This window comes from Enterococcus innesii (genome assembly GCF_022846515.1).
Classification (GTDB): Bacteria; Bacillota; Bacilli; order Lactobacillales; family Enterococcaceae; genus Enterococcus_D; species Enterococcus_D innesii.
The window spans coordinates 1,885,629-1,902,494 of record NZ_AP025635.1 but is presented as its reverse complement, the minus strand read 5'-3'; the positions used below and the strand labels follow the sequence as shown (position 1 = coordinate 1,902,494).

Below are 16,866 nucleotides of genomic sequence, written 5' to 3'. Positions count from 1 at the left end.
ACAAAAGCAAGCTAGAGCACGCCTGTGTTCTGGCTTTTTCTTTTGAATGATGATGGTTAAATTTTTGTAAGGGGTACAGACAAACCCCCACCCATTTAGTAAAATAGAACCTAAAAGGAGGAGAAGAAATGGCGTACATAGCAGAAGTGATCGTGGATGTTCCCACGATGCAGACCGATCAGCCTTTTACTTATCTGATCCCATCAGAATTACAAGCCGCCATTGAGACAGGGATGCGGGTCGAAGTGCCATTTGGCAAGGGCGACCGCCATATCCAAGGGTTCGTCGTCGGCCTTTCAGAAGTTGCCGAACCGCAGCAGACCTTAAAACCAATCGTTCGTTTGTTGGATTTGTCGCCTGTCGTCAATGAAGAACTTCTCCAATTAGCCGACTACATGAAGGAAACGACCTTTGCCTTTAAGATTACTTGCTTGCAGACGATGTTGCCTAGTGTGATGAAAGCCGAGTACCAAAAGCAGATCGTTTTGCTGGAAGGAAATCATCCCATCAAAGAATATTTTCCCGAAGACGGCATCCTCAGTTGGCAAGACGCCGAAAGTGCAGGGCTGCTGCCGCAGTTGAAGCCTTTGCGGGAAGCCGCAGTAGTTGAATTGCAGTATCTCGTGAAAAATAAAAACAAAGCGAAAATGACCCGTTACATTGAACGCAAGATCGAGCCAGCAGAAATCCCCGCCGTCCAGCAACAGCTGCGCAAAGGGGCCAAACGCAAGCTGGAAATCTTACAGATTTTGACAGAGGAAGCCCGCTTGCCGGTTTCCTTTTTTACCGAACAAGGGATTTCCACTGCGGCTTTGAACCAAGCGCAAGAAGCTGGCTGGCTGACCTTTACGGAAGTTGAAGCCTACCGTGATCCTTACAAAGACCGTCAATTTCAAAAAACGGTCCCCCTTGAATTAAATGAAGAACAGGCAGCTGCAGTAGCGCAAATCACTGCTTGTGCGGATAACCAAGAGGCGCAGACTTTTTTACTGGAAGGGATCACCGGCAGTGGAAAAACAGAAGTCTATCTACAAGCGATCACCCAATTGCTGAAACAAGGCAAAACCGCGATCATGCTCGTACCGGAGATCGCGTTGACCCCGCAAATGGTCGAACGCTTTAAAAGCCGTCTCGGCGACGCAGTGGCTGTTTTACACAGCGGCTTGTCCCAAGGTGAAAAATACGATGAATGGCGTAAGATCGAACGTGGGGAGGCGCAGGTGGTGGTTGGCGCCCGTTCGGCGATTTTTGCTCCGTTGAAAAACATTGGGGTCATCATCGTCGATGAGGAGCACGAAGCTTCCTACAAGCAAGAGGAAGCCCCTCGTTATCATGCGAGAGATTTAGCGATTTGGCGCAGCCAGTACCATCACTGTCCAGTGGTGTTAGGCAGTGCGACGCCGTCATTAGAATCTCGTGCTCGGGCCCAAAAAGAAGTCTACCGCTTATTGAAATTGAATCAGCGGGCAAAAACCAATGCGCAATTACCGCAGATCGAAGTCGTGGATATGCGTACCGAATTTGCCAATAAAAAGTATCAAACCTTTTCTCGTCCGTTACAGGAAAAAATTACAGACCGTTTGGCCCGCAAAGAACAGATCGTCTTGCTGCTGAATCGGCGCGGCTACTCTTCCTTCGTGATGTGCCGCGATTGCGGGTATGTTTTGCCTTGTCCAAATTGTGACATCTCCTTGACGCTGCATATGGATACCAAAACGATGCGCTGTCATTATTGCGGGCATGAAGAACACATCCCCCATCGTTGCCCCAACTGCAATGCAGACAAGATTCGTTATTACGGAACGGGCACGCAAAAAGTGGAAGAAGAGTTGAAGGAACTGTTTCCTGAAGCGCGGGTCTTACGGATGGATGTCGATACCACCCGCAAAAAAGGCGCCCATGAAAAAATCTTGACCTTGTTTGGGGAGAAAAAAGCGGATATTTTGTTAGGGACTCAAATGATCGCCAAAGGCTTGGATTTTCCTGATATCACACTGGTAGGGGTCTTGAATGCCGATACCGCCTTGAATTTGCCAGATTTTCGTTCGAGTGAACGGACGTTCCAGCTGTTGACTCAGGTCAGTGGTCGGGCAGGTCGGGCAGAAAAAACCGGCGAAGTGGTGATCCAAACATTTAACCCTGAGCACTATGCCATCCAGTTGGCGCAGTCGCAAGACTACGAAGATTTCTATCAAAAAGAGATGTGGATGCGGCACCAAAGCGGTTATCCACCGTACTATTTCACCGTCAAAATCACCTGCAGCCATCCCGAAGAGCAAGTCGCCGCTCAGAAGATGTTTGCGATCGCGCGGGATCTGCAGCAGGAGCTGTCACCGCAAAGTATTTTGTTGGGGCCGGCACCAAGTGCGATTTTGCGGGTGAAAAACCGTTATTACTACCAATTGATCATTAAATACAAAAATGAACCGCAGCTACCTGCTTTGTTGACCCGTCTGTTGGATCAAAGTCAAATCGATCAGCGCAAAGGATTGTACGTGTCGATTGACCAAGAGCCGTTGAATTTTATTTAGAGGAGAAAATATGCGTTATCCTATTATTATTACCCCCGATGAACGTCTTCGTCGGCAAGCAAAACCCGTCAAAGTAATTACCGATGAGCTCGTTCAGCTACTAGACGACCTTTATGAAACGATGGTTGCCCACGATGGGATCGGTATTGCCGCACCGCAAGTCGGCAAAAACCTGCAAGTGGCGATCGTGGAAGTCGAAGAAGACGATCGCTTTGAAATGATCAACCCTGAGATCATCGCTTCTTCTGGTGAATCCCTTGATGTGGAAGGCTGCTTGAGTATTCCTCACACCTTCGGGACCGTCAAACGAGCAGACGAGATCACTGTCCGCTATTTCGATCGAGAAGGAGAAGAAATGGAAGTGGAAGCATTCGGTTACTTGGCGCGGGCGATGCAGCATGAGATCGATCATTTAAATGGCGTGCTGTTTGTCGACAAGCTCGTCGAACGCATTCCTGAAGAAGACTTAGAAAAGTATATGGAGGAACATGAAAATGACTAAAATCGTCTTTATGGGTACCCCGGCGTTTTCCGTCCCAATTTTAGAAGGCTTGCTTGAAGCCGGCTATGAAGTGGCAGCAGTCGTGACCCAGCCGGATCGTCCCGTCGGTCGCAAAAAAACTATCACTCCGACCCCCGTCAAAGAAGCGGCGTTGAAGCATGGCTTGTTGGTTTTACAACCAGAAAAAATCAGTGGGTCACCAGAAATGGAGCAGATTCAAGCTTTAGCACCCGATCTGCTGATCACGGCAGCTTTCGGCCAATTTTTACCTAGTGCTTTACTAGAAGTACCGAAGTATGGCGCTATCAACGTTCATGCGTCCCTACTGCCGAAATACCGAGGCGGAGCACCTGTGCATTATGCCATCATGGAAGGGGAGCAAGAAACGGGTGTAACCATCATGGAAATGATCAAAAAAATGGATGCTGGCGGTATTTTTGCTCAAGCTCGTTTGCCGATCACGGCGCAAGATGATGTGGGGACGATGTTTGATAAGTTGAGCCTATTAGGCAAAGACTTGCTGCTGGAAACTGTGCCGAAAATCTTGTCAGGAGAGCTGCAGTCAGTTCCGCAAGAAGAAGCGAAAGTAACCTTCTCGCCGAATATCAGCCGTGAACAAGAAGCCATCGACTGGCAGAAAACGGCGGTGCAAATCGACGCCCAAGTCCGAGGCATGCGGCCATGGCCAATCGCTTTTACGACACAAAACGGCAACCGCTGGAAGCTTTGGCAAGTAACACCGTTGGAGCAAACGACGACAGCCCCGCCAGGAACGATCATTGAACGGACGAAAAAAACGTTGCTGATCGCTTGTGGTGAAGGCACGGTATTGGCTATCGATGAATTGCAGCCAGCTGGAAAAGGCCGACAAGACATTGCCGCATTCTTAAACGGCAGTGGACAACAGATTCAAAAAGGGGATCAGGTAGGTACCTATGAAGCGTAATCTTGGAGATATACAATATACAGTGCGTTTTGTGGCCCTAGAAGCGTTGTTACGAATCGAAAAAGGCGGCGCTTATTCCAATCTATTGCTACGGGAATTGATGAATCAAGGGCGTTTAAATGACAAAGACGGTCGCTTGCTGACTGAATTGGTGTACGGCACCATCAGTCGTCAGCTTTTATTGGATTATTATTTGGATCGGTTTATTAAAAATGCCCGCAAAGTTGACCCGTGGGTCAAAACGCTGCTGCGGCTTTCCTTGTATCAGATGCTGTATCTCGATAAAGTACCCGCCCATGCTATCATTCATGAAGCCGTGGATATCGCGAAAGCCAAAGGCAATCCGGGAACCGGTAAATTCGTCAATGGCGTGCTGCGCACGATCCAACGACAAGGAGTGCCAGACTTGGCATTGATCAAAGACCCAATGGAACGTTTAGCAACGGAAATCAGTTTGCCCCTGTGGCTAACGAAGAAACTAGTCAAACAAATTGGGATCGAAGAAACCAGTGAGCTGGGCTATGCCCTATTTGAACCCAATCATGCCAGTGGTCGTATCGATCTGCAGCGCATCTCGCAAGCAGCAGCGATCGAGCGGCTGCAAGAAGAAGGCATTGACGCACGACCAAGTGAGCTTTCCCCTTATGGGGTTGTGGCTGACAAAGGCTTTATGGCGGGCTCTTCCCTCTACAAAGAAGGCTTACTGACGATCCAAGATGAAAGTTCGATGCTGGTTGTCCCCGTTTTACAAGTAGCCCGGGACCATCAAGTATTGGATGCCTGCGCCGCACCAGGAGGCAAAACGACCCATATCGCTGCCTTCTTGTCTGCCGCAGAGGGCGGCAAAGTGACAGCACTGGATATCCATGCCCATAAGGTTAAGCTGATTCAGCAAAATGCCCAACGTTTAGGCGTAGAAGCAGTTGTGGAAACCCGCGTGATGGATGCGCGGGAGACGGCTCAAACCTTTGCCCCTGAACAATTTGATCGCATTTTAGTGGATGCTCCTTGTTCTGGATTAGGGTTGATGCGCCGTAAGCCGGACATCAAATACAGCAAGACGGAAGCCGATTTCCAACGCTTGCCGCAGATTCAGCGAGAGATTTTGGAAAGTGCCGCCCCAACCTTGAAAAAATCGGGTATAATGGTCTACAGCACATGTACGATTCTAGCGGAAGAAAATCAACAAGTCGTGGCAGCGTTTCTCGCTGACCATCCTGAATTTGAGCAAATGCCTCTTGCGGTAGGACCGCTGGCAGCTGAAGCTGTTCAAGAGGATATGTTGACGATCTATCCGCAAGATTTTATGACAGATGGCTTTTTTATCAGTTGTCTACGCAAAAAGTAACGAGGTGAAAGAAATTGGAGATTCGTTTTCAAACAGATGTCGGCAAACGTCGCAACACAAACCAAGATTTTGCAGCAACCTATGTAAATAAAGCCAATGTGACATTGGCCTTGCTTGCCGATGGCATGGGGGGCCACCGGGCCGGAGATGTCGCTAGCCGTCAAGCAGTCAGTGAGATCGGCACCGCTTGGGAACAGACAGAACTGACAGATAGTGAAAAAACTGCCCAATGGCTGATCCAAAAAATCCAAGCGGAAAGCCAAGTGATTTTCCAAAAAGGACAAGAACAAGAAGAACTTAGCGGCATGGGCACCACGATCATTGCTGTGGCCTTATTAGGCGACCAGTTTACGATCGCCAATGTCGGGGACAGCCGTGCCTATCTTTTACGCAATCAAGTGCTGACCCAAATCACAGAGGACCATTCACTGGTCAATGAATTGGTGAAGTCAGGACAAATCACGGCAGAAATGGCCTTAAATCATCCTCGCAAAAACGTTTTGACCCGCTCAATCGGTATGCCAAGCGAAGTCGAAGTCGATGTGGCGATCCACTTTATTGCAGACGGGGATTATTTGCTGCTGTGTTCAGACGGATTGACCAACATGGTCTCAGATGAAGAGATCACAGCAACGATCCAAGAAACCCCTGAGCTGGAAGAAGCAGTGCAATCATTGATCGATCAAGCCAACGAACGCGGCGGTGTCGACAATATCACGGTATTATTGATTAAAGTTGGAGGAGAGCGCCCATGATCGAAATTGGGAAGAAGATAAACGGCCGATACAAAATCATCGGCAATATCGGCAGCGGCGGAATGGCAAATGTGTTTTTGGCGCATGACTTGATCTTAGACCGTGAAGTGGCAATCAAAGTGCTTCGTTTTGACTTCCAAAACGACCAAAGTGCGATTCGGCGCTTTCAACGAGAAGCCTTGGCGGCGACTGAGCTGGTTCATCCCAACATCGTAACCGTTTATGATGTCGGTGAAGAAGACGGCATGCAGTTTTTGGTGATGGAATATGTCAAAGGAATGGATCTCAAGCGCTATATCCAAACGCACTATCCAGTACCTTATTTGCAGATCGTTGATATCATCCAACAAATCTTATCAGCGGTGGCATTAGCCCATCAGCACCGCATCATTCACCGGGACCTAAAGCCCCAGAATGTGCTGATCAATGAAGACGGCGTGGTGAAAATCACCGATTTTGGGATCGCGATCGCTCTATCAGAAACGTCGATCACCCAAACCAACTCGATGCTAGGCTCGGTGCATTATCTTTCACCAGAACAAGCACGAGGCAGTATGGCCACCAATCAATCAGATATTTATGCGATTGGGATCATTCTCTATGAAATTTTAACCGGCAAAGTACCCTTTGATGGCGAATCAGCCGTAACGATCGCCTTGAAACACTTCCAAGATGAGATCCCGTCGATTCGGATCTATGACAAAAATGTTCCGCAATCGTTGGAAAACGTCGTGTTGAAGGCGACCGCCAAAGAACCGGCGGATCGTTACAAGACCGCCGATGAAATGCGGGCGGATCTCGATACCGTGCTGTCTCCTGAACGGCTCAATGAACCGAGATGGGAACCTCATGCCCTGATGGATGAAACGAGAGTGCTGACCCCTGTGGAAGCAGCCCAAGTCGAAACGCCGCCAGTGGAAGAACCCGTGGCAGAAACGGCTGCGGATCAAGCTGAAGAAGCGGCGCAGCCGAAAAAGAAAAAACGCAAGCGCTGGCTACTGCTGCCAATCATTATGGTGATCGCACTGCTAGGGATAGGCAGTTACTTCCTATTCGGCGGTGGTCGGGGAGATGTGGCAATTCCTGAAGTCAGTGGTCAGACAGAAGCCGCCGCTCGGGCCGAACTGGAAGCCGCCGGTTTGAAAGTGGCAGACGAGGTGGAAGAAATCGAAGATGATGAAGTCGAAGCAGGCAATGTCGTCAAAACCGATCCCCCAGAAGGCAATGAAGTCAAAAAGAATTCCGTCGTGACCCTCTACATCAGTAGCGGAACGAAGAAAATCACCCTTGATGACTATGAAGGCCGTTCCTTTGATGATGTCAAAAAAGAGTTGATCGATTTGGGCTTTGATGAAGACAGAATCAAAGAAGAGCTAGAGTCGTCAGATGATGTCGATGAAGGGGATATTATCAGTCAATCACCAGCAGCAGGGCGGGAAGTTTCCCCAGCAGAAGACGAAATCACCTTTAAGGTCAGCTCCGGACCAGATAGCTTCGCAATGGACAACTATTATGGCATGACAGAGGCAGATGCACGAGCAGCATTGACTTCTCGCGGTGTCGACCGATCACAGATCGAAGTGAACTATCAATCTAGCAGTCAACCATCAGGCACGATCATCGCCCAAGCACCCGCAACAGGTGAAACGGTGGTGACTTCCCAAACGACCATCACTTTGACGGTCAGCAGTGGGCAGGAAATGGTCAATGTACCAAGAATTGTTGGGAAAAGCCAAGCCGATGCAGAAGCAGACTTGAATGAAGCGGGATTGGATTCAACTTTTGAGGAAGAGGACGGCTATAATGACTCGGTACCAGCTGGACATGTTGTCCGTGTCTCTCCAGGTGCTGGGACCTCCGTCGAAGTTGGCTCTACTGTAACGGTCACGATCTCTAGAGGACCTGAACCAGATGATTCGTCCTCATCGACACCAAGCAGTAGTTCAGATGATTCCTCTGATTCAAGCGCTACGAGTGAAAGTAGCTCAGAAAGTGATTAGAAACTAGCTAAAACCAAATACTTTAACCAAGCAGCCTTCGGGGACCAAAGAATTCTCTTTTTGTTCCCCGTCCAGCTGCTTGTTTTTGTTTCTAAACCTAATAGTGAGGCACCGGTGTCTTTAAAATTTCCTTTAGTCCGGCCATTTGTGCAAGCGTACATCTTTCCAAGGATTCAAAAATTGGGTATAATGAAGGTCAGAATTAGTCAAGGGAGGGAATGAATTGAGTCATCACAACACTTCCGATTTGATTGAAGCGTATTTGAAGAAAATTCTTGAAGACAGTGAAACCATTGAGATTCGTCGCGCAGAAATGGCAAATTTGTTCAACTGCGTGCCCTCACAAATAAATTACGTGATCAATACCCGCTTTACCGTTCAAAGAGGCTATGCGGTTGAAAGCAAACGCGGCGGGGGCGGCTATATTCGGATCGAGAAAGTCAAAATTACTGACAGCCACCACTACTTAAAAGAAATGAATCAATTATTCGATGAAACCATCTCGGAAAAAGATGCATATGCAATAATCCAGAAACTTTATGAGGAAGGAATCCTGTCCAAGCGAGAAGGCAATTTATTGTTGACCGTCATCGCGAAAGCAGTTCTAGGACGTTCTCCTTATGAAAATAGAACACGAGCTGATTTGCTCCATGCAATTCTAGAACGATTAAGTTACGAAGACAGGAAGTGAAAGAGATGGATGAATTATTCACCCAACGCGCGAAAGCCGTTTTGGCTATCGCCCAAGAAGAAGCAAAATACTTTAAGCACCAAGCAGTAGGTTCTGAACACATTCTATTGGCATTGGTCATTGAACAAAACGGGATTGCCGGCAAAACCTTGCGGGAAATGAATATCACAGAAAATGATATTCGTGAAGAAATCGAACATTTAACAGGGTACGGCACCGTTCGTCAATATCCAGAAAATGCCTATCTCGCATATTCACCACGAGCAAAACATACATTTGCTTATGCAGGGGATGAAGCCAAACGCTTAGGGGCACCACAAATTGGTACTGAACATCTATTATTAGGCTTATTAAGAGACGAAGACATTTTGGCTTCACGAATCATGCTGAATCTCGGCTTGAGTCTCGCGAAAATGCGTCAGCTTTTGAAGAAAAAAATGGGCTTCAATGAAAGCAAAACCAACGGAAGTGCTGGTCGTCGTCGTCCAGCCCAAGCCAAAGCGCAGCAAGGAACACCGACCTTGGATTCCTTAGCCCGTGATTTGACCAAATTAGCCCGTGAAAAACGCCTAGATCCTGTTGTCGGGCGTGCCAAAGAAGTCAAACGCCTGATCCAGATCCTTAGCCGTCGGACCAAAAACAACCCTGTTCTCGTGGGGGAACCTGGTGTTGGGAAAACCGCGATCGCCGAAGGCTTAGCCCAAAAAATTATCAATGGGGAAGTCCCAGAAGACATGCAAAACAAACGCTTGATGATGCTGGACATGGGGGCTTTAGTTGCCGGAACGAAATACCGTGGGGAATTTGAGGACCGAATGAAAAAAATCATCGATGAGATCTATCAAGATGGTCAAATCATCTTATTCATTGATGAATTGCATACACTGATTGGGGCCGGCGGAGCCGAAGGGGCGATTGATGCCTCGAATATTCTGAAACCAGCCTTAGCCCGTGGAGAATTGCAAACCATCGGTGCCACGACACTAGATGAGTACCAAAAATACATTGAAAAAGATTCTGCATTAGAACGCCGTTTTGCCCGGGTGCAAGTCGACGAACCAACACCAGAAGAAGCGGAAGAAATTTTACGGGGGTTGCGTCCTCGTTATGAAGAACATCATGGGGTGGAAATTTCTGATGATGCGTTACACGCCGCTGTGCAATTGTCCGTACGTTACATCAATTCGCGCCAATTACCAGATAAAGCCATCGATTTGATGGATGAATCAGCAGCCAAAGTGCGTCTAGACAAAACCGATGAAAGTTCGGAATTGGCAGATCTACAAAACGAGATCGCCAACTTGATCGAGGAAAAAGAAGCCGCTATTCGTCAGCAAGATTTTGAAGCAGCAGCTCGTCTACGGATCAAGGAAAAGAAATTGACCCAACAGCTGACGGAAGTAGCGTTTATGGAAGTCAAAGAAGCGTCAGGCTATGCCGATAGTGTTACTGCAGAAGATGTTGCCACGGTCGTTTCCCAATGGACCGGCGTACCTCTGCAGCAGATGGAGAAAAAAGAAAGCGAACGCTTGTTGGATCTTGAAAAGATCTTGCATCAACGGGTAGTTGGCCAAGAAGAAGCGGTCAAAGCAGTCGCTCGTTCGATCCGCCGCGCCCGCAGTGGATTGAAAGACCCCAACCGCCCAATCGGTTCCTTCATGTTCTTAGGGCCGACCGGTGTCGGGAAAACCGAGCTTGCCAAAGCCTTAGCAGAAGCGATGTTTGGCAGTGAAGATGCCTTGGTTCGTGTCGATATGTCCGAATTTATGGAAAAATACAGCACGAGCCGTTTGATCGGTTCACCGCCAGGCTATGTCGGCTACGATGAAGGTGGGCAATTGACGGAAAAAATCCGTTCAAAACCATACTCCGTCATCTTATTGGACGAGGTGGAAAAAGCCCATCCCGATGTCTTCAATATCCTCTTGCAAGTGCTGGATGATGGTCATTTGACAGATGCCAAAGGTCGGAAGGTCGATTTCCGCAACACGATTTTGATCATGACCTCTAATATCGGTGCCCAACAAATCCGCGAAGAAAAAAGCGTTGGTTTTAATGTCACTGATTTAACGAAAGATCACCAAGCGATGCAAAAACGGATCTTAGAAGAGCTGAAAAAAGCCTTCCGTCCAGAGTTCTTGAACCGTGTGGATGAAACAGTAGTCTTCCAATCCTTAGGTGAAGGGGAGATCCACGAGATCGTGAAGATCATGAGCAAAGCGATCATCAAACGATTAGGCAACCAAGACATCCAATTGAAGATCACGCCATCTGCCATCGATGTGATCGGTAAAGCTGGTTTTGATCCAGAATATGGGGCACGGCCGATTCGTCGGGCCTTGCAAAAAGAAGTCGAAGACCGTTTAAGTGAAGCACTCCTATCAGGACAAATTCATTTAGGTGACAAAGTGACGATCGGTGCTTCCAAAGGATCGATCACCCTCAATGTCAAAGAGGGACAAGCACGGGTCTTGCAACAAGTTTAAGTCGAGCCAATAACGGCAGCGGCGTTTCTATGGTCGAGCAATCGGCATCCATAGGGACGTCGCTTTTTTGTCTTGCTATGTCTAGTAGTGATCAAGAATTCTCCATTGATTATGATTGGTGATTCACAAAAAAATATCCTTCTAAACAGCTTTATGTCAGCGTTTGATTAATGAGCAAAGCGCTATTCGTGAAAAAAAGAGTAACGAGACCTCTTGGAAAGAACACTGCTGTGTGATACTATGAATGAGTTGAAAAAAGGAGGAGTATTATGGTTGAGATTATCGCCACGGTGGAATCGATCGAGCAAGCACAGCAGCTCATCCCTTATGTTGATACATTGTTTTTTGGAGAAGAGACATTCGGGCTGCGCCTACCGACCTCTTTTTCTCGTGAAGAGCAAATCAGACTGATCGACATGGCCCACGAAGCTGGAAAGAAAGTGACGATCGCAGTCAATGGCATCATGCATCCAGAAAAAATGAAGCTGATTCCAGAATACCTAGCATTTCTGAAGACCAATCAAGCCGATCAAATCGCTCTCGGAGATCCTGGGATTATTTACCGCATGAAGCAAAATCCAGAATGTGCCTTGCCATTTATCTATGCAGGGGAAACCTTAGTAACGAGCGCTCGTCAAATCAATTTTTGGGGACAAAAAGGAGCAAAGGCAGCCGTTTTAGCGCGAGAAGTTCCTTTCGAGGAAATGAAAATCATGGCGCCACAACTAAATATTCCTGTGGAAGTATTGGTTTATGGTGCGACCTGCATTCACCAATCGAAGCGTCCGCTTTTACAAAATTATTATAACTATACCCAACAATCGGAAGAAAAGAACCACGACCGTGGGTTGTTTTTATCCGAACCGAAAAAAGAAGAAACCCACTATTCCATTTATGAAGATAGCCACGGCACGCACATTTTTGCCAATAACGACATCAATCTGATGCTGCAGCTGGCGGAATTAGACGCAACAGGCTTTCAAACCTGGAAGCTGGACGGAATCTATACACGAGGGGCTGCCTTTGTGGCAATTGCTAAACTGTTTGCCCAAGCCAAGAGCCTTGTGGAAAGTGGGAAGTGGCAAGCAGAGCAAGCAGCTGTGCTCAGTGAACAAGTTGCCCAACTTCATCCGGCAGAACGTGGGTTAGACACTGGATTTTATGCCATCGATCCTGACGATATCAAGTAAGGAGCAAGAACAAATGACCGTTAAACAAGCATTGAAACGACCAGAAGTGTTAGCACCAGCTGGTACGTTAGAAAAATTAAAAACAGCGATCCACTATGGCGCTGACGCTGTCTATATCGGCGGCAATGCCTATGGTCTACGGAGTCGCGCGGGTAACTTTACCTATGAAGAAATGGCGGAAGGGGTGGCTTTTGCCAAAGCCCACAACGCAAAAGTCTATGTAGCAGCCAATATGGTGACCCATGAGGGCAATCAAGAAGGTGCAGGGGAATTCTTTCGGGAATTGCGAGATGTCGGTATTTCGGCCGTGATCGTTTCTGATCCCGCATTGATCCAGATCTGCGCAACAGAAGCGCCGGGTCTACCGATCCATTTGTCCACCCAAGCCAGTGCCACGAACTATGAAACATTGGAATTTTGGCGGGAAGAAGGCCTAGAACGGGTCGTTCTCGCCCGAGAAGTGTCGATGGAGGAAGTCGCTGAGATCCGCAAAAATACTAGCGTGGAGATCGAAGCCTTTATTCATGGCGCCATGTGTATTTCGTATTCTGGCCGTTGTACTTTGTCCAATCATATGTCGATGCGAGACGCCAATCGCGGCGGCTGTTCGCAATCTTGCCGCTGGAAATATGATCTGTTTGACATGCCCTTTGCAACGGAACGAAACAGTTTGACTAAAAACGGGACAGTGGAAGAAGAGTTTTCCATGAGTGCCGTGGATATGTCGATGATCGAACATATCCCTGATTTGATTGAAAACGGCGTGGATAGTTTCAAAATCGAAGGCCGCATGAAATCGATCCACTATGTTTCAACTGTAGCGAACGTTTATAAAGCAGCCGTGGACAGTTACATGGCCGATCCAGAGAACTATGTCTGCAAACAAGAATGGATCGATGAACTGTGGAAAGTTGCGCAGCGCGAGCTTGCGTCAGGCTTTTACTATGATACCCCAAGTGAAAATGAGCAATTGTTTGGTCCACGTCGGAAAATTCCGCAATACAAATTTATTGGGGAAGTCATGGCATATGATCCGGCAACGAAAACAGCTACGATCCGGCAACGGAACCACTTTTCCGTCGGCGATGAAATCGAATTTTACGGTCCCGGATTCCATCACTTTCACCAAACCGTCGAAGTCATGTATAATGAAGACGGTGAATCCATCGATCGTGCACCAAATCCTATGATGCTGCTGACGATGCCGGTCAAAGAACCGGTGGAAGTCGGAGACATGATTCGGAAGAAAAAATAAGGTCGAGAGCTTCTCTCGGCTTTTTTTGTTGAATCAATCCAGCCAAAAAGGATCGATGAGAACATAGACAATCTCAAGGAGGAAACAACAAATATGGAAACATACGACTACATAGTAATTGGCGGCGGCAGCGGCGGGATCGCCTCAGCCAATCGGGCAGGGATGCACGGCGCCAAAGTATTATTGATCGAAGGCAATGAATTAGGCGGCACCTGTGTCAATGTCGGCTGTGTACCGAAAAAAGTCATGTGGCAAGCCAGTGAGATGTTAGAAATGATCAAACGGGACGCAACTAGCTACGGCATTTATCCACATGTGGATAAATTTAATTTTACTGAACTTGTGGATAACCGTGAAAAATACATTGATTTTTTACACACAGCCTATCAAAAAGGCTTAGACAGCAATAATGTAGAAGTTATCCACGGTTATGCACAGTTTGTGGATAACCACACGATTACCGTCAATGGGGAAAACTACCATGCAGCAAACATTTTGATCGCCACCGGTGGAAAACCTAGCGCGATGAATATTCCCGGCGGTGAGTATGCCATTGACTCGAATGGTTTTTTTGCGTTGCGAGAAGCACCAAAGCGTATGGTCGTCTTAGGGGCAGGCTACATCGCAGCCGAAATCAGCGGGGTCAGCCAACAGCTGGGCAGCCAAGTGGCTTGGGCGTACCGCAAAGAGCGGCCATTACGAACCTTTGACAAGATGCTTGCGGATAATCTCGTGGAGATGTACCAAGAATCAGGAATCGAAACTTATGCAGGCTACGTGGCCTCTCGTATCATTAAAGAAGGTGACGAGTATATCGTTCACTTTGAAAATGGCGAAACTTTGACCGGCGATTGCGTCCTTTTTGCTGGTGGTCGTGTGCCGAATACGGACAAGTTAGGTCTGGAAAACACCGATGTCCAATTGGATGAAAAAGGGTTTATCATTGTGGACAAATATCAAAATACCACAGCTGACTCGATTTTTGCGGTGGGCGATGTCATTGGAAAATTGGATTTGACCCCGGTTGCGATCGCCGCCGGTCGTCGCTTGTCTGAACGCTTGTTCAACGGTCAAAGCGATGCGTACTTGGATTATAATTTAGTACCGACGGTCATCTTTACGCATCCACCGATTGCCACGATTGGTTTATCCGAAGAAGCAGCCTTGGCAAAATACGGCCAAGAGCAGATAAAGGTGTATCGTTCGCGCTTTACACCGATGTACTTTGCTTTAAATGAGTATCGCCAAAAATGTGAGATGAAATTGGTGTGCTTAGGAGAAGAAGAAAAAATCATCGGTCTGCACGGCGTCGGGATCGGTGTCGATGAAATGCTGCAAGGCTTCGCTGTAGCCATCAAAATGGGTGCTACGAAAGCAGACTTTGATCAAACCGTTGCCATTCATCCGACGGGGTCAGAAGAATTTGTGACGATGCGTTAAAAGAAAAAAAGCCTCAACGGACAGATGAATTGTCCGTTGAGGCTTTTTTCGTATAAACTTCTAGCTATCAACTAAAAAGTCCCCAAAAGTAGATCAGAAATCTAACCTTGGGGGCTTATTTCAGGATGATCCCAGCTGCAAGGCTTTTGCTAGATCCTTGATCAGTTCTGACGCCCAAGGATCTGAGCAGTGATCTGATAAAGATATGTTTTGGTTTCATCTTTGGTCTCAGGCAATTTCTGGATCGCCTGCAAAGCTTTTTTCGTGTAGTCAGCAGCGAGTTTCTTGGCCTCGTCAATTCCGGCGCTTTCTTGGACGATCCGATAGACTTCATGGGTATCCGCCTCAGTCATGGCGGCTTGTTTTTCCAGCAGTGGCAACAGTTGTTGGCGGTCATTTTTCAATGCCATCAACAGCGGCAAAGAATAGACGCCTTGCCGAACATCTTCCAATACTGGTTTTCCTAAGGCAGTCGCGTCTTGGCTGTAATCCAAGACATCATCCATGATTTGAAACGCAAGGCCAATGGCTTCGCCGATCTCACGGGCTTGATTGGCAAAGCGCAAGGAAGTGCCGCTTTCGTAAGCCCCAATAAAGCAGCTTAAAGCAAACAATTCAGCGGTTTTGCCACGAATGTTTTCTAAGTAATCCTCGACAGTGACGGACAAATCATATCGTTTGCTCATTTGCCCTAATTCGCCGGCCAGAATTTTTTCCATACTGCGGGAATTCATCTGCAAGCTTTTCATGGAGCTGGCATAATCCGCCATCAATTTAAAGCAGCAGACGAAGAGGTAATCACCAGCATAGACAGCGACATCGTTGCCAAATTCGGAACGAATAGTCGGCAGTTTGCGGCGGGTGTCCGCATGATCGACGATATCGTCGTGGATCAGCGAGGCAGTGTGGAGCATCTCGATCGAAGCCGCCAATGCGACGGCTTTCTCGCGATCTTTGTCACTGCCATAAGCAGAAAAGAGCAGCTGATAAGCAGGACGCAGCAGTTTCCCACCTGAATGGATCATGGACAGGATCGCTTGTTCGACCTCTTTGTTTTTTAGTTTTAATGACTTTTCCATCAATTGCAAGGAGGCAGATAAGTCAGCTTGCAGTGCTGGATACTCTTGCCACATGGAATGAAGTTTCATAATTAACTCCTTTATTCTGAATCCGAGCGCCATTTGACTTTGGTCTGGCGTTCATAATCAATTTGAAAACGGCGCAGTGTTTCGACACGACGCAGCAAGTAGTTGGCGGCGATCCCGATAGCGATCCCGGACAAGATCCCGAAGAAAGACAGGACCGGCAAGTAGAGCATCACGCTCCAGGATTGAGCGATCCATGAGGCGGTGATCAACTGTCCGACGTTGTGCAAGAAACCGCCAGCCGCACTAATGCCGATGATACTGACACGCTTAGGCCCCAACTGTTTCACCAAAGACATCCCAAAGTAGCTCAGTAAGGAACCACTCATACTATATAAGAAGGTTGAAACCGTTCCTCCTAGTAACGTCGTTAAAATCAGTCTTAGCCAAATCAAGAGAAAGCTGTCTTTTTTCGGCATGGTGAACAAAGCAATAATGGTAATTAAATTTGCCAAACCTAGTTTCGCACCAGGCGCAAAGGCAAATGGATAAGGGATCATATTTTCAACTAAACCAATCACGACCCCTTGGGCGACCAGCAGTGAGATGAAAATTATTCGTTGTAATCGACTCATAA

The 16,866-nt window shown here is 47.5% G+C and carries 13 protein-coding genes; 11 read left to right on the top strand and 2 right to left on the bottom strand.

Translation table 11 applies throughout. From position 1 onward, the window contains the following. Positions 1 to 128: 128 nt before the first annotated feature. From priA to gor, 11 genes are all read left to right on the top strand, one after another. Complete coding sequence (gene priA, locus ENLAB_RS08830) at positions 129 to 2,531, top strand: primosomal protein N' (protein ID WP_244350764.1); 2,403 nt, start codon at positions 129 to 131, stop codon at positions 2,529 to 2,531. Positions 2,532 to 2,541: 10 nt separating this feature from the next. Then, positions 2,542 to 3,033 (top strand): peptide deformylase, encoded by a 492-nt coding sequence (def, locus tag ENLAB_RS08825; RefSeq protein ID WP_005230314.1) that lies wholly within the window; start codon positions 2,542 to 2,544, stop codon positions 3,031 to 3,033. After that, positions 3,026 to 3,979, top strand: a complete 954-nt coding sequence (fmt, locus tag ENLAB_RS08820) for a methionyl-tRNA formyltransferase (RefSeq protein WP_140966039.1) — start codon at positions 3,026 to 3,028, stop codon at positions 3,977 to 3,979. Before def ends, fmt begins: the two co-directional genes overlap by 8 nt. Next, positions 3,969 to 5,327, top strand: a complete 1,359-nt coding sequence (gene rsmB / locus ENLAB_RS08815; protein WP_244350762.1) for a 16S rRNA (cytosine(967)-C(5))-methyltransferase RsmB — start codon at positions 3,969 to 3,971, stop codon at positions 5,325 to 5,327. The genes fmt and rsmB overlap by 11 nt, the downstream gene beginning before the upstream one ends. Positions 5,328 to 5,341: 14 nt before the next feature. After that, positions 5,342 to 6,082: a Stp1/IreP family PP2C-type Ser/Thr phosphatase gene (locus ENLAB_RS08810; protein WP_077454136.1), complete on the top strand. Its 741-nt coding sequence runs from the start codon at positions 5,342 to 5,344 to the stop codon at positions 6,080 to 6,082. After that, positions 6,079 to 8,082 (top strand): Stk1 family PASTA domain-containing Ser/Thr kinase, encoded by a 2,004-nt coding sequence (gene pknB, locus ENLAB_RS08805; protein ID WP_096741974.1) that lies wholly within the window; start codon positions 6,079 to 6,081, stop codon positions 8,080 to 8,082. Before ENLAB_RS08810 ends, pknB begins: the two co-directional genes overlap by 4 nt. Positions 8,083 to 8,305: 223 nt before the next feature. Further along, on the top strand, positions 8,306 to 8,773 hold the full coding sequence (locus tag ENLAB_RS08800; RefSeq protein ID WP_005230319.1) for a CtsR family transcriptional regulator: 468 nt from the start codon (positions 8,306 to 8,308) through the stop codon (positions 8,771 to 8,773). A gap of 5 nt (positions 8,774 to 8,778) precedes the next feature. Next, positions 8,779 to 11,259: an ATP-dependent Clp protease ATP-binding subunit gene (locus ENLAB_RS08795; protein ID WP_008381720.1), complete on the top strand. Its 2,481-nt coding sequence runs from the start codon at positions 8,779 to 8,781 to the stop codon at positions 11,257 to 11,259. 269 nt (positions 11,260 to 11,528) lie between these two features. Next, positions 11,529 to 12,449, top strand: a complete 921-nt coding sequence (locus ENLAB_RS08790; protein ID WP_200127205.1) for a peptidase U32 family protein — start codon at positions 11,529 to 11,531, stop codon at positions 12,447 to 12,449. A gap of 13 nt (positions 12,450 to 12,462) precedes the next feature. Then, a complete protein-coding gene (locus tag ENLAB_RS08785; protein ID WP_008381725.1) occupies positions 12,463 to 13,704 on the top strand; it encodes a peptidase U32 family protein in 1,242 nt (413 codons plus the stop codon). Between the two features lie 93 nt (positions 13,705 to 13,797). Next, positions 13,798 to 15,144, top strand: coding sequence for a glutathione-disulfide reductase (gene gor, locus ENLAB_RS08780; protein WP_140966042.1), 1,347 nt, complete (start codon positions 13,798 to 13,800; stop codon positions 15,142 to 15,144). Between the two features lie 161 nt (positions 15,145 to 15,305). Here gor and ENLAB_RS08775 read toward each other — a convergent pair whose 3' ends face one another. Further along, positions 15,306 to 16,292, bottom strand: coding sequence for a polyprenyl synthetase family protein (locus ENLAB_RS08775; protein ID WP_081119194.1), 987 nt, complete (start codon positions 16,290 to 16,292; stop codon positions 15,306 to 15,308). An 11-nt stretch (positions 16,293 to 16,303) separates the two neighbouring features. Further along, positions 16,304 to 16,864, bottom strand: coding sequence for a Gx transporter family protein (locus ENLAB_RS08770; RefSeq protein WP_005232987.1), 561 nt, complete (start codon positions 16,862 to 16,864; stop codon positions 16,304 to 16,306). Between the last annotated feature and the right edge of the window lie 2 nt (positions 16,865 to 16,866).

What these genes read in the sequence shown, in the direction of transcription:
- ENLAB_RS08775 (WP_081119194.1), bottom strand. Translation starts at nt 16,292, where the DNA reads ATGAAACTTCATTCCATGTGGCAAGAGTATCCAGCACTGCAAGCTGAC.
- fmt (WP_140966039.1), top strand. Translation starts at nt 3,026, where the DNA reads ATGACTAAAATCGTCTTTATGGGTACCCCGGCGTTTTCCGTCCCAATT.
- gor (WP_140966042.1), top strand. Translation starts at nt 13,798, where the DNA reads ATGGAAACATACGACTACATAGTAATTGGCGGCGGCAGCGGCGGGATC.
- ENLAB_RS08770 (WP_005232987.1), bottom strand. Translation starts at nt 16,864, where the DNA reads ATGAGTCGATTACAACGAATAATTTTCATCTCACTGCTGGTCGCCCAA.
- def (WP_005230314.1), top strand. Translation starts at nt 2,542, where the DNA reads ATGCGTTATCCTATTATTATTACCCCCGATGAACGTCTTCGTCGGCAA.
- ENLAB_RS08785 (WP_008381725.1), top strand. Translation starts at nt 12,463, where the DNA reads ATGACCGTTAAACAAGCATTGAAACGACCAGAAGTGTTAGCACCAGCT.
- pknB (WP_096741974.1), top strand. Translation starts at nt 6,079, where the DNA reads ATGATCGAAATTGGGAAGAAGATAAACGGCCGATACAAAATCATCGGC.
- rsmB (WP_244350762.1), top strand. Translation starts at nt 3,969, where the DNA reads ATGAAGCGTAATCTTGGAGATATACAATATACAGTGCGTTTTGTGGCC.
- priA (WP_244350764.1), top strand. Translation starts at nt 129, where the DNA reads ATGGCGTACATAGCAGAAGTGATCGTGGATGTTCCCACGATGCAGACC.
- ENLAB_RS08795 (WP_008381720.1), top strand. Translation starts at nt 8,779, where the DNA reads ATGGATGAATTATTCACCCAACGCGCGAAAGCCGTTTTGGCTATCGCC.
- ENLAB_RS08790 (WP_200127205.1), top strand. Translation starts at nt 11,529, where the DNA reads ATGGTTGAGATTATCGCCACGGTGGAATCGATCGAGCAAGCACAGCAG.